The sequence below is a fragment of the Tessaracoccus sp. MC1627 genome, assembly GCF_014164725.1.
Lineage (GTDB): Bacteria > Actinomycetota > Actinomycetes > Propionibacteriales > Propionibacteriaceae > Arachnia.
This window is the reverse complement of the sequence record NZ_JACJGA010000001.1, coordinates 904,856-917,859: the sequence shown is the minus strand read 5'-3', so window position 1 is coordinate 917,859 and position 13,004 is coordinate 904,856. Positions and strand designations below refer to the sequence as shown.

At 70.1% G+C, this 13,004-nt stretch carries 12 protein-coding genes; 1 reads left to right on the top strand and 11 read right to left on the bottom strand.

Annotated features, from left to right (window positions below; all coding sequences use genetic code 11):
- Positions 1-105: 105 nt before the first annotated feature.
- The 4 genes from H5399_RS04165 to nagB form a co-directional block, all read right to left on the bottom strand.
- On the bottom strand, positions 106-1,653 hold the full coding sequence (locus H5399_RS04165) for an NCS2 family permease (RefSeq protein ID WP_370585677.1): 1,548 nt from the start codon (positions 1,651-1,653) through the stop codon (positions 106-108).
- A gap of 67 nt (positions 1,654-1,720) precedes the next feature.
- Positions 1,721-2,491, bottom strand: coding sequence for a DUF3027 domain-containing protein (locus H5399_RS04160; RefSeq protein WP_182781726.1), 771 nt, complete (start codon positions 2,489-2,491; stop codon positions 1,721-1,723).
- Between the two features lie 5 nt (positions 2,492-2,496).
- Positions 2,497-2,880 (bottom strand): cold-shock protein, encoded by a 384-nt coding sequence (locus H5399_RS04155; RefSeq protein WP_182781725.1) that lies wholly within the window; start codon positions 2,878-2,880, stop codon positions 2,497-2,499.
- Positions 2,881-2,964: 84 nt separating this feature from the next.
- Positions 2,965-3,756 (bottom strand): glucosamine-6-phosphate deaminase, encoded by a 792-nt coding sequence (gene nagB / locus H5399_RS04150; protein WP_182781724.1) that lies wholly within the window; start codon positions 3,754-3,756, stop codon positions 2,965-2,967.
- A gap of 175 nt (positions 3,757-3,931) precedes the next feature.
- On the opposite strand from nagB, the gene H5399_RS04145 reads away from it, so the two are divergent.
- Complete coding sequence (locus tag H5399_RS04145) at positions 3,932-4,753, top strand: hypothetical protein (RefSeq protein WP_182781723.1); 822 nt, start codon at positions 3,932-3,934, stop codon at positions 4,751-4,753.
- On the opposite strand, the gene H5399_RS04140 is transcribed toward H5399_RS04145, so the two are convergent.
- The 7 genes from H5399_RS04140 to H5399_RS04110 are packed head-to-tail and all read right to left on the bottom strand — an operon-like array spanning position 4,750 to position 12,949.
- Positions 4,750-5,256 (bottom strand): NUDIX hydrolase, encoded by a 507-nt coding sequence (locus tag H5399_RS04140; RefSeq protein ID WP_182781722.1) that lies wholly within the window; start codon positions 5,254-5,256, stop codon positions 4,750-4,752. The two genes, H5399_RS04145 and H5399_RS04140, sit on opposite strands and share 4 nt — an antisense overlap.
- Entirely contained in the window at positions 5,249-5,959 is a 711-nt protein-coding gene (locus tag H5399_RS04135) for a copper homeostasis protein CutC (RefSeq protein ID WP_182781721.1), read from the bottom strand. Before H5399_RS04135 ends, H5399_RS04140 begins: the two co-directional genes overlap by 8 nt.
- Positions 5,956-7,110 carry a Wadjet anti-phage system protein JetD domain-containing protein gene (locus H5399_RS18450; RefSeq protein WP_182781720.1) on the bottom strand — a complete coding sequence of 385 codons (1,155 nt, stop codon included), beginning with the start codon at positions 7,108-7,110 and terminating at the stop codon, positions 5,956-5,958. Before H5399_RS18450 ends, H5399_RS04135 begins: the two co-directional genes overlap by 4 nt.
- Positions 7,107-10,439: an SbcC/MukB-like Walker B domain-containing protein gene (locus H5399_RS04125; RefSeq protein WP_182781719.1), complete on the bottom strand. Its 3,333-nt coding sequence runs from the start codon at positions 10,437-10,439 to the stop codon at positions 7,107-7,109. The genes H5399_RS18450 and H5399_RS04125 overlap by 4 nt, the downstream gene beginning before the upstream one ends.
- Positions 10,436-11,068, bottom strand: a complete 633-nt coding sequence (locus tag H5399_RS04120; RefSeq protein WP_182781718.1) for a DUF4194 domain-containing protein — start codon at positions 11,066-11,068, stop codon at positions 10,436-10,438. Before H5399_RS04120 ends, H5399_RS04125 begins: the two co-directional genes overlap by 4 nt.
- Positions 11,037-12,542, bottom strand: a complete 1,506-nt coding sequence (locus H5399_RS04115) for a DUF3375 domain-containing protein (RefSeq protein ID WP_182781717.1) — start codon at positions 12,540-12,542, stop codon at positions 11,037-11,039. The genes H5399_RS04120 and H5399_RS04115 overlap by 32 nt, the downstream gene beginning before the upstream one ends.
- A complete protein-coding gene (locus H5399_RS04110) occupies positions 12,539-12,949 on the bottom strand; it encodes a phage holin family protein (RefSeq protein WP_182781716.1) in 411 nt (136 codons plus the stop codon). The genes H5399_RS04115 and H5399_RS04110 overlap by 4 nt, the downstream gene beginning before the upstream one ends.
- Between the last annotated feature and the right edge of the window lie 55 nt (positions 12,950-13,004).

Sequence of the window (13,004 nt, the reverse complement as noted above, 5' to 3'; positions counted from 1 at the left end):
ACTACCGGCCCACGCGGACGCGACACTGACGCTTCATCGCCATCCGTGGTTGCTTGACGGATCCCGATGGGCTGTGTCGCGGCCGCGTGGGCCGGGAGGTTGGGCTCAGTTGATCAGGCCGATGAGGGCGCCTTGGATGAAGTAGATGACGAACAGCGCCGCCACCACGTACATCAGCGGGTGCACCTGCTTGGCGTGCCCCTTGACGAGCTTGATGAACACGTAGGCGAGGAAACCGGCGCCGATGCCCGTGGTGATCGAGTAGGAGAACGGCATCAGGATGATGGTCAGGAACGCGGGGATGCCCACCTCGGCGTCGTTCCAGTCCACGTCCACCACCTGGGCGATCATGAGGAACCCGACGAAGACGAGGACCGGTGCGGCGGCCTCGGAGGGCACCATGTTGATCAGCGGCGCCAGGAAGATCGCCGCCAGGAAGGCAGCGCCGGTCACCACCGACGCGAGGCCCGTGCGGGCACCCTCGCCGACGCCAGCCGTCGACTCGATGTAGCAGGTGTTCGACGACACGGAGCCCAAGCCACCGGCCGCGGCGGCCACGGAGTCCACGAGCAGGATCTCGGTGGTGCGCGGCGGCATGCCGTGCTCGTCCAGCAGCCCACCCTCGCTGCCCACGGCCACGACGGTGCCCATGGTGTCGAAGAAGTCGGCCAGCAACAGGGAGAACACGAGGATGGCCAGCGCGAGGAAGTTGGTGATCGAGAACTCGCCCTCGGGGAAGAAGGCGCCGATCATGTCGACGCGGCCGATCAGGCCCAGGTCCGGCAGCAGGGCGAGGTTGGAGAGCTGCGGCACGTTGAGCGACCACCCGACGGGGTTGAGTCCGTCAGCGGTGAACTGCGGCCCGATCTTCGCGATGGCCTCGATGATCACCGCGGCGACCGTCGCCACGAGGATGGAGATGAGCATCGCGCCCTTGACGTTCAGCACGTGCAGCGCGATGAGCACCATGATGCCGAGGAAGAACACGGCGATGGGCCAGCCCATGAGCGAGCCGTTGATGCCTAGCTCGACGGGGGGCGCGCCGGCGGGCTTGCGCACGATGCCGGCGTTGATCAGGCCGACGAAGGCGATGAACAGGCCGATGCCGACGGAGATGGCCGTGCGCAGCGTCCGTGGGATGGCCTTGAAGACCGCCGTGCGGAAGCCGGTCAACACCAGGATGAAGATGAGGATGCCCTCCCACACCACCAGACCCATGGCCTGCGGCCAGGTCATCTGGGGCGCCAGGACGTAGGCGACCAGCGCGTTGAGGCCCAGGCCGGTGGCCAGGCCCATCGGGAACCGGCCGATGACACCCATCGCGAGCGTGAGGAGGCCCGCGATCAGCGCCGTGGCCGCCGCGACCATGCCGATCGACTGGCCGACCGCCGCGTCGTTGACCACCGTCATGGCGGCGTCGGTGAACTTCGGCTGCCCCGAGATGAGGTTGCCGCTCTTGTCGACGGCGGTGCCGATGATGAGTGGGTTGAGGGCGATGATGTAGGCCATCGCGAAGAACGTCACCAGGCCGCCGCGGATCTCCCGACCGACGGTGGAGTGGCGCTTGGTGATCTCGAAGAATCCGTCGAGGCCGGATCGCGGGGGCTCGGTTTCTGGGTGCAGCCGTGCTGCCTTGGGAGTATTGGTAACCACGGACGGTTATCGTACGGCCTCGCGGCGCCGCGTCAGCACCAGCCCCGGGTTGTGGGCGGTGCCAGGCTCAGTCGAACAGGTTCTCGTCGATGGTGATGGTGTCGAACGACGGGGCCGGCAGCTCCCTGGCGCGCTCGGCGTCCACGACGTCCGAGTGCCCTCCGCAGCCGTGCTCCAACGACACCACGTGCGCGTCCCAGGGCGAGTACTGGTTGGTGCAGGCCCCGAACAGCGTGCCCAGTGAGCCTCGGAGCGCGACGAAGTAGCCGCAGGTCATGCACGGGGCGGGCGCCTCTCGGGAGCCCTCGTCGTCGGGCCCGGGCGGGCCTTCGAGCCAGCGTTCAGCCGCCTCGTCGCGGCCGAACCTGCTGAGCACCCGCGGGCGGCCCAGGCCGAGCTCGGCCACAGTGGTGCGCAGCTGCACCCATTCGGAGGTGTCCGCGTCCGCGGGCAGGTCCGTGGCAGCGAAGCCGGGCTCGAGCCTCGGATCATCGTCGGGGGTGGGCATCAGCGTGCCGGGGGTGATGTCCCCAGGCCCGATCCGATCGGCCCACGGCACCCACGCCGGCGCCTGGAGGGCACCGGGCAGCGGCAGCAGCACCACCTCGTTGACGGTGGCCTCCTTGGCGCGCGAGGCCCTCACAAGCGTGACCGCCCAATGCCAGTCCCGGTAGCCGGGGTGGAGGCTCTCGAACGAGTGGGTGACCACCCTGTCGCCGTCCTCCGCCAGCACGCCGAGGTGCTCGCCGACCGAGTCCCCGCCGCCCACCTCGACGGCGGCGGCGCGGGCCAGATCCACGGCCGAGGCCGCCACGACATCAAGCTTGGGCTTGGGCATCTGTCTTACAGCTCCAGTTCGTCGGCGACGCGGCGCAGCAGTTCGGCCACGCGCGTGGCGTGCTTGGTGTCCGGGTGCCTGCGATGGCGATAGTCGTTACCGATGCCGTCGAGCATCTTGATCAGGTCCTCGACGATCACCGCCATCTGCTCCGGGTCCTTGCGGGAGGCCTTGGACAGCGACGGCGGCAGCTCCAGCACCCGCAGGCTCAGCGCCTGCTCGCCCTTGCGGCCCTCGATCACGCCGAACTCGACGCGCTGCCCCGCCTTGAGCGCCTCGACGCCGGCGGGAAGCGCATTGGAGCGCACGTAGACATCGCCGCCGTCGTCCTTGGTGATGAACCCAAAGCCCTTCTCAGCGTCGAAGAATCGCACTTTACCGGTAGGCACGTCGCCCTCACTTGCACTAGGAGTAGTCAGAACGCGCAGTCTATCCGCTCCGGAGCGCCGAACCCCAATGGAGCCGCAGCCGCGTCAGCGCCCGCCGAGACCGGGGAGCGTGCGCTCTGTTTCGGCGATCTCCCGGAAGTACCCGGCGTTCCTCAGCCTGGACCCAGCCGCCTCGTCGACGATAATCACCGCCCGCGGATGGAACTGCAGGATCGAGGCCGGACAGGAGGCCGCGACGGGGCCCTCGACCATCGCCGCGACAGCTGCCGCCTTGTGCTCTCCGGTGACCACCATGAGCGCCACGCGGGCCTCCATGATGGTACCCAGGCCCTGGGTGACGCAGTGCGACGGGACCTGTTCGGTGGCGTCGAAGAAGCGGGCATTGTCGCGGCGGGTCTCGGGAGTGAGCGTCTTGATCCGCGTGCGGGAGGCGAACGACGAGAAGGGCTCGTTGAAACCGATGTGCCCGTTGGTGCCGATGCCGAGGATCTGGACGTCGACGCCCCCGACAGCCGCGATGGCCGCGTCGTAGCGGTCCGCCGCCGCCTGCAGGTCTGTCGCGGTGCCGTCGGGCACGCTCACCCTGGCGGGGTCCATCCGCAGAGGCTCGACGACGGTGCGGGTGATCACGCTGCGGTAGCTCTCGGGGTGCCCGGGGTCGATGCCCACGTACTCGTCCAGCGCGAACCCGAGGCCGTGCGACACGTCGAGCGTCCCGGCCTGGACGCGGCGGGCCAGCTCCTCGTAGAGGCGCAGCGGCGAGCTGCCCGTGGCCAGGCCGAGCACCGGGGTGGGGATTCCCTGCAGATACTGGGTCACCCGGTCCGCCGCCAGCTCACCCACGGCCTGCGCATCCGCGCACAGCACCACTTCCATCTTCCGGACCTCCGCCTCAACCGTGCGCAGCCCAGGTCTGGCAGCGCGTCACGATGACAGTAGGCCCGGGCCAGCCAGAACGCGCGTTTTCTGATCACAAGAGCGGAACATGAGCATCTTGAGTGCGCAGTCGCCTGCCCGCGTCAGGTGCCGGAGGCGTCGGTAGCATGGGGGCATGGCGAGTTGGAAGGACGGCGCGGCCTACGCGCCCACGGAGCGGCCCGAGGGCTTCGCCACCCCCCGCGTCGAGCCACTGCCCTCCGGGGACCAGTGGAAGTCCGCCACGCCCGGCCCGATCGCGGCGCCCTCGGGATTCGACGCGGCCCCCCAGGCTCCACTCGCACAACTGTCCAGCGGCCCGAAGCAGGCCAGGGACCCTCGGGACTCCTTCGCCGTCGCGGCGTCCGCGCTGACGCCGGGCCCGGGTGTCGCGGTGAAGCGGGACCCGCGCGACCCCATCGTCACCTCCGCACCCCAGCCCGTAGGGCGGGAATGGGCGAGCGCCATGGGGGACCAATTGCCGCCGCCCACCGGCCCAAGGCTCCCGCCGCCGGGCGAGTTGGCGCCCTCGCCGCCCCCGGCTGTTCCCCAACCCCTCGCGGAGGCGGCCCCCAGGCGCGCACAGCCACCCGCGCCATTCCCGGCCCCGACGCCCACCGGCCACCCGACCCCCACTGGGTATCCGCCGCCCCCACCCGTCGGCCCGCCTCAACGCCCACTGGCCGCGCAGAAGCAGTTGGCCTTCATCGCCGGCGGGCTGTGCTTCCTCGGCTTCGTGCTGCCGTCGTTGTCGCCGTTCGTGCTGACGGCCGCCGGAGGACTCGGGATGCGCACCGAGGCGCTCACCGGCCGAGCGGGCCGCTCGGCGCTGGCGATCGGCCTGGCCACGCTTGGCTGGCAGCTGCTCATGGACACCCTCGGCAGAGACTCGCTGGTGGGAATGCTCGCCTCGCTGGTGTTCACGATCGTGTTCGTCGTCGGCGCCCTGCGCGCCTAGAGGTCCCCGGCTTCGATCGGCACCGTCGACTCCTCCACGTCACCCAGCTCCACGGGTTCCGGCCCGTCCCATCGCGCCAGGGCCGCGATCTGCGGCGGCCAGGTGTTCTCGGGCAGGTCGTCGAGGGGAAACCACCGCGTGGCCACGTGGCGGGAGCGTTCGCGCTCCGTGAGGCCCGCAGCCACCGGCTCGAACCACTGCGTGCGGTAGAGGAAGAACGTCTCGTCCTGAACCAGGATGCGGTCCGAGTAGCCACGGAACAGGCGCCGCACCGCGACGGGGCCGAGGAGCGCGCGCTCGTCGACGACCAGGCCGGTCTCCTCGTCGAGCTCACGCGCCGCAGCGGAACGGATCCTTTCGCGGGCCTCCACTCCCCCGCCCGGCGCCTGCCAGAATCGGGAGCCGGGAACCCCTGGGTCCACGTCGCCCATGAGGAGCACCTGATCCTCAGCGAGCACGATCACGCGCGCGGCCAGCCGGCGATGGACCCGGCGATCACCCATGGGGATGCCTGGTGTGGGCCACCTCGTCGTCAATGAGGTCGCGCCAGCTGGCCACCAGGTCCGAGTCGACGTATGCCTTGAAGGAGCGTCCCGGGCGGGCCGGGGAGCCGATGTGGAAGGATCTGACGCCGGCCCGGACCAGCCACGGCACGTGCTCGGGGGTCAGCCCGCCGCCGGCCATGATGAGGCGGGCCACGTCCGCATCAGCGCGGGCCCTGCGCACCAGGTCGTCGAGTCCGTGCTCGACACCGCGGGCGGACCCGGCGGTGAGGACCTGGTCCAGGCGGGCAAGCGTGCGCAGGTCGGCCCAGGCGCGATCGGGGTCCAGGCAGTGGTCGATGGCGCGATGAAAGGTCCACGGGAACGCGCCGTCGCCGACGAGCTCGCTGACCACTTCCTTGTCGATCCGGTTGAGGCCATTGAGGAAGCCCAGGACCACCCCGTCGGCGCCGGCGTCCAGGTAGCCGGCGATCAGGCCCTTCAGCCGGGTGACCTCGCCGCCGTCGGTGCCGAAGCCCGCGCGGAGACGCACCATGGGCCGGATCTGGATCGACGTGGCGCGGCGCACCTTCTCGACTGCTCGCGGCTCCGGGGAGAGCCCGTCGTCGTCCATGGTGCCGAGCAGCTCGATCCGGTCCGCACCGCCGGCCTCGGCCCGCTCGGCGTCTGCCGCGTGCAGTGCGATGACCTCCAGCAGATTCATGTGGCCATCTTGCCAACGCCGGGCCTCTGGCGTGCGGAGGCGCGCAGCGCGGAGCGCAGGGCGGCGTGGGCGTGCGCGCGCGGGATGCGCTCCTGTTCGAGGCGCAGGTCTCCGTCGCGGAGTGCGGAGAGCGTTCGGTGTTCGTCGGCGGTGAGGAAGCCGATCTCACCGCGGAACGGGCTGGGCTCGGTCCCCGCCCACTGGCTGTGCGCCTGCAGGGTCGCGGGGTCCATGAGGACCGAGCGGACGCTCGGCAGGGCAGCCCTCACCTGGCCGAGGATGAGCAGGCCGTAGGTGTCCACGTCACCCCAGTACCAGACCTCGTCCGCGTCACGGATCCACGGCACGTGGGCCAGTGACGGCGCCGAAAAGCCCATGCCGTGCACCGCGACGGTGCCTGGTAGGTCGGGCAGCGCCAGCAGCGAGGTGAGGTTCTCCACCAGCAGCACGCGGCCCGCGGCCGTCAGGGACGCCATCCCTGACATTCCGACGGCGAACTCTCGCGGGCCGTCGGTGAGAGCGGAGTCCAGGTACCGGACGCGGAACACGGGTCCGTGCCTGCGGAGCCCGGCCGCGCCACCGACGATCCCCTCGTGGAGCGCGTCCACCAGCCCCCGATGCCGTTCGAGCCATTTGGAGTCGATGCCGGTCACCGGCAGTTCGCGTTCCCACAGTCCTGATTCCGGGTGCGCCTCCAGCCAGCCGAGCACCGCCAGCAGCCTGGTCACATCCTCTTCGCCGAGCTTCCCAAGGCTCTTGGCGGCTTCCCGCACCGATGCCGTCAGGTCCCGGTCCGGCCACGCGCGGCGCAGCATGCCCACTGCCTCGGCTGCCCGCGCCCAGGTCTGGCGCTCACCGGCCAGCGACGCCATCGCTGCGGGCTCTGCCGTCACCCTGGCCGGGAGCCGTTGGCGCCCAAAAGTCCCCGACCGGCGCTCGACCCACTCCACGACCAGCCCCGGCGTCTGCTCGACGGCGGCCCAGTGGGCCACCTCGCGGGCGATCCCGTCGGGGTCCGCCGCGAGCTCGCGCTCAGTGGGCGGGTGCAGCGGCCACGACACCCGGGATGAGTCGGGGTTCGCGAGCCAGTCCGGCCAGTGTGTGCGCCATCGGCGGACCGCCCAGCCCTGGAGGTCCGTGACCGTTCTCACAGCAGGACCTCCTGGGCGCCCTCCGAGCCCGCGATCGGGGCGTCGACGTCGTAATGCAGCTCCTGCAGCGCGGAGCCTCGGCCCGGCTCGTTGGTGACCATGACGACGCCGCCGACATAGTCGTCGATGGTCTGCAGCATCTTCATCGGGGTGGCGAGGAGCAGCTGGAAGCCGAAGGAGCGGAACACCTCCAGGCCGGCCTGGGTGAAGGTGTGGTCCGCCTTGTCGAAGGCTTCGTCGATGACTACGAGCGCGTAGGTGGGCTCGGTCCTTCCCGGCGGGGCGAGCTGGAACCGCAGCGCGGCCGCGAGGCAGAAGGTGACGAGCTTCTGCCGTTCACCGCCGGACCTGCCGCCCGAGCCTGTGAACACGTCCAGCTGAACACCGTCGGCGTCCATCACCCGCGCCTGGAAGGCGACGTGCTGGCGCGTGTCCAGGCACCGCTCACGCCACGCCCTGTCAGCGGCATCGGCCGATCCCAGCCGCTGGAGCAGGCCCTGCATAAGGACGAACCGGGCCTCGGCCGCCTCTCGCTCCTGGGGTGAACCGGCGGCCACAGAGTCCATCACCGACCCGGACGTGATCGCGTTGAGCGTGGCCAGGAAGGTGTCCACATCCGGCAGGGACCTGTCCCGCACTTCGATCTGCAGAAACCCCGTGGGTGAAAACGCCGTCATCAGCAGCGACTTGTTCACCTCGTCAACGCGGCTGCGGATCTCCCGCCTGGCCCCCCTGATCATCATGGCCAGCTGGCTGACGTTGTTGCGCGCCTGGCTCTGCAGCAGCGAGAAGAACCGCTCCTCGAACTCGGGAAGCCGGTCCGACTCGAGGTCCTCGAGGCGCTGCAGGTACTCCGGGAGGTAGTCGACGGTGTCTCCCCAGTCCGCCGCCTGGTTCTGCCAGCCACGGCCGTACTCCGCCATGGCCGTGGCGGCCGCACGCTCCGCCTTCGCCGTGCGCCGCTGAATGGCCTCGGCCACGTCTCGGAACTCAGCCCGCATCGCGACCTCGGCCCTCTCCTCGGGCACCGCCAGGCGCAGGAGCCTCGAGTCCAGAGCCGCGGACACCCCCTCCGGCACCGTGGAGGCCCCGTCGATGTCGGCCTGCCAACGCTCGATGCTGCTGAGGAGCCGCGCCACGACCAAGGCCTTCTCGTCGTGCCGCCCAACCAGCCTCCGCCGGTCCTGCTCGGCCCGGCTGTGCGCGGCAAGGGCGCGGTCCCGCTCGGCCTCCCGCTGGCGCAGATCGCTGTGCGACTCGCGCAACTGGTCCAGCTCCCGCTCGACACTCCTGAGCTGCGCCTCCACCGGTGCCGCGTCCACCGAGTCCCACGCGAAACCGGCCAACCGACCGAGCGCAGCCTCCAGACCGCGCAGCCGCCGCTCCCCCTCGTCGAGTTCCGTGAGGCGCTGCTCCACCTCGGCCAGCTCACGCTCCGCCACGCCAAGCCGCTCGACAAGCTCTGCCTCCTTCGCCTCCGTCGAGAATCCGAGCACCCAGCGGGAGCGGTCCTCGACTCTGCGGCGATCGTCCTTCTCGTGGAGAGCCGCGGAGTGCTTGACCTGGCCCTGGCGGGTGACCGCCCGCTCCACCCCGGCGAACCCTGCCGGGCTCGGCACGCACGCGTAGTCGTAGCGGCGCATCAGCCGATCCGCCAGCCAGCCCGCGAACGGACCCTCCGCGATGTCCACCTTCGCCACCAGCGATCCGCCGGGGGCGCTGACCTCCGCAGCCACCGGCTCCGCCGCCCGGACCCGCTCGTACACGAGCCGGGTACCGAGGAACTCGCCGTCGATGAACTCCGCGGCCGCGAGATAGTGCTGCTCGGGTATGACGAGGGTGCGCGCCAGAGATCCCAGCACTCGCTCGATGGCCCCGGTCCACCCCGCCTCATCCGCCTTCACCTGGATCAGTTCGCCGACGAAGGGCAGCCGCGTCTCTTCGACGTGCAGCAGGCCGGCGAGCCGCTCCCGCACGTGCAGGAGGCGGGCATCGAGGTTGGAGCGGTGGCGCCTGAGCGCGGTCAACTCCTCGTCGAGACCGTCGCGCTTCCGCACCAGGTCTCCCTTGCGGGTCAGGAGGTCGAACTGCCCGGCACGCTGGCGGGCGCGGTCTGCGGCGAGTCCGCTGGCGCGCTCCTGGAGCCGCCCACCGAAGGAGACGGCCTCGACGGCGTCGCCGGGGAACGCGAGTCCGAGCTCAGCTGCGGCGGCCGCATACTCCTCGGCGCGGGAGTTCCGCTGGTCGCGGCTGCTCTGCAGGGCCGTGCGCAGCTCCTCCAACGCCCCCACCCGGGCGCCGCCGGACTGCTCAACGGCGCGTTCGGTGCGGCGCACGTCGTCGGCTGCCTCATCGAGGGCGGTTTCGGCGATCCGCACCTCGGCAGCGAGCCTCTCCAGAACCGGCGCCTCGCGATCCAACTCAGCCCGGGCGCCCGTCAGCCTCCGCACCAGGACCCAGGTGCCCAGGTACTCCTCCTCAGCGGCCAGCGCCGTCCGCTCAGCATCCAACGCACGCAGCTGGGCGTCGACGGCCCGCAACGGGGTCAGTGTCTCCACCTGGCGGCGGGCATCCACCACCGAGGCGTGCGCGAGCCGAAGCTCCTCAAACTGTTCGACGGTGGCGTCGCTCAACTTGAACGTCTCGGGGAGGTCCAGCATGAAATCCCGGAAGAGGTTGTCCAGGTTGGTGAGGTTCTTCGCCGACTGGGTTTTGTGCAGCAGGATCTGAGCCTGCTGGCTGCCCATCCCCAGCACCCGCCTGAACTTCGTCGAGAAGGCGGTGTAGGCGTCTGCGCTGTAGCAGTCCCAGTGCGGGAACGCGGCGCTCACCCGACGGTTCTCGATCCCGTTCTCGACGTAGCTCTTGAGCGTGAGGACGTCCACCGGCTCGGGCGCCAGGATGTACATGCTCTTGAGGTCCCGTGCATCCGTGGATGAGGCGCGGATGTGAAACAGGCGCACCAGGGTGGAGACCGTGCCGGCCGAGTCCGCGTACGTGAGCGCGACAGCGCTCCAGGTGGGGCCCCTGCGGAGGAACGCCGTGCCCACTTCGCCGGTCTCCTCGTCCGTCTCGCGCTTGTGGGCGCCGCGGACGTAGGTGAGGAGGCTTCGCTCACGGTCCCCCGTGTCGGTGCCTTGGGCGGCGGCGTTGAACCGCATCCGGCCCGGCGGCACCAGCAGGGCGGCCATCGCGTCCAGCAGCGAGGACTTGCCCGCGCCCGACGGGCCAGTCAGCAGCATGCCCTTCCACGGCACAGCGAAACTCCATTCGCCGCCGAAGGTGCCCCAGTTGACCACCTGCACGCGCCGCAGGCGATGCTGACTCACGATTCCACCAGCCTGGAGAGGTCTGCGGTGACCGCGGCCACCTCGTCGGAGCCGAAGACCAGCGCCAGGACCGGAGAGATCTCCCACCGGTCCTCCGTGCCCGCTGTCAGGAGCACCGAGTTCTTCGTCATCTTGTTGATCGAGGCCGTGATGCGGTCCGCGAAGCCCTTCTTGTCCGTGGCGACGAGCCGCTGGTAGGAGCGCAGCTGGTCCTCGATCTCATCGCGCCCCACGAAGGTGCGGCTGGCCGAGCCCTGACCGGCGAGCAGCCGCCGGCGCAGAAACAGCACCAGGGCAGTGTCGAGAACGGTCAGTCGGTGTGCGCGCACCACCTTGGGCGCATCGTCGATCTCGAGGTTGCGCACAAACGCCACCCCGGCGTCCAGGTCCAGCACCAGATCAAGGTAGAGGTCCGCCAGCCGGGTCCGCACCACGGCCTCGTGACGCACCAGCGCGGACCACACCTTCGTCTGCTCATCTGCGCGCAGGTACGGGCCACGGATGAGGCTCAGCAGGACTCGGCGCGTGGCCGGATCCAGCTCGCCGTGATCCACGGGCGGCTCGACGGGAGCGTCATCGAACTCGTCGACAACCTCATCAGCGCGCCGCGGGGCCGGCTGCAACGTCATGGGCACTCCACTCTGGCGGTACTTGTGTGAAAACGTAGCGCGGAGCACTGACAGTTCGTGGGGAGCCCGCCTGCGAGGTCCACGTCCACGGCTCGGAACCAGGTGCCCTCGAGGCCTGCTGCTCGGCCAGCAGGAGGAGCCCGACGACGGTGGCCAGGCCCTGGGTCGCGGGGTGGCGGGCAAGCACGTCGCCGACGGTGGGCGCGGGGAGCGCGTCGAGGGTGTCGGCCACGTTGTGCTGGAGCTCTGAGAAGTCGATCTCGGTGAGCCTCACCAAGGCCTTCAGCCGCTCCAGGTCCAGCTCGAGCACCTCCCCGCGGAGGACATCTGCGGTGGCGCGCATGTCCGCCGGGTTCTCCAGTGTCCAGCTTCCGATGGACGAGAGGGACATCGAGGTGAGGTCCAGGTCTCGGCCGATCTCCGTGGTGGGGTGCACGCGCGCCATCACGCGCAGCACCACCTGCTCCGCGCGGGACAGCGCGTCAGCCAGCCGCTTGTGTTCGCGATACTCCTGGGTCTCGACGAATCGTCGAAGGCTCCGCGAGAAGTCGGTCAGGCTTTGGCGCACCTGGGCGCTCTCCCGCTGCAGGACGACGAGGAACTGGCGCAGGAAGGCCGCGTCGGCTGCCGGCAACTCCAGGGTGAAGGGGCGCTCGAGCACCGCGTCGACGGCGCGATGGAAGGTGTCCGACAACACAGGGTCCAGGAGGAGTTCGTGGAACGCGCCGAAGGTTCGCCCGGCCTCGGAATTCTCGATCAGGTCCACGCCCGCGAAAACCTCGTCGAGTACGCCGCCGCGGGCGCCCTCGTTGTTGATGATCTGCTCCCTCAGGGAGGAGTTGAGAGCCTCAAGATCGTCGGCCACCTTCGCGAAGTCACCGGGCACCTCACCGGCAAGGCGCAGGATCTCCTGAAGACGCTCCCGGGCCAGTGCGTCGTCGAGCACAGGGATCTCGCCGGACTCGATGCGGCGAATCTCGTCGTCCAGCTCAGCCCGCCTGGCGTGCAGCGCCTCGAGCCGGGTAGCCGGGTCTGTGTCCGACTCGGCCGCCAGCGCGCCCAGCAGCCCGGTCACGGTGCTGAGGCGCGACGACGTCACGGCCGAGTGAGGCTGCTCCACCGCCCCGACGAAACGCACCGCGTCCGCGGCGCCGCGGGACAGCTCGACGGACTCTTCGCGAGCCGCGGTGGGCCGCCGGATGAGGTACCCGTCGCGGATCCAGTCCCCCACATACTCCTGCGCGGTGCGAGGGAGGGTAAAGCCGATGTCGCGCAGTTCGTCGAGGTCCTCGGCCACCTGGGTGATGAACTCGCCGTAGGCGAGCGAGCGTCGATCGCCGAACCTGCTGACGAGGATGGCGACCACCACTGGCATGAGTTCAGCGCGCACAAGCTTCATGCTGGCGGTCTCCGCCGCCCGCCTGGCGCCGGTCGCGCCGGCCGCTACGCCCACCATCTCGATGCTCGTGATCACACGACGGGTCGGGCCGCCTTCTGCTCCGACCGCTCGGCCAGTACCTTCTTGAACAGCACCATGGGCAGCAGGATGGCTGCGAGAAGCACGGACACCCACACGATCAGCGGCGCCAGCACCCAGGTGGTCACCCCCTCGATCCGGAGACCGCCGGTGAACAGCGTGGTGAGGAACAGCCCGACGAAGGTGGTCACCAACGCGATACCGCCCCGCAGCGCGGGCATGTGCGTGACGGCCATCTTGAGGACGAAGGGTCCGAGGAGCACCTCGATGGCCGTGAAGAACACCACGCTGAAGACGAACCCGAGCGGCTGGAGGTGGAACCCCTCGAGGACGAGCGAGGCAACCAGGAGCCCCACGGCGTTGCCCAGCAGGTGCAGCGCCGTCGACGCGAGGAATCGAAGCATGATGGCCCTTCCGACAGGTCGCGGCGGACCCGCCGTCGACACGCCGACGAGTCTA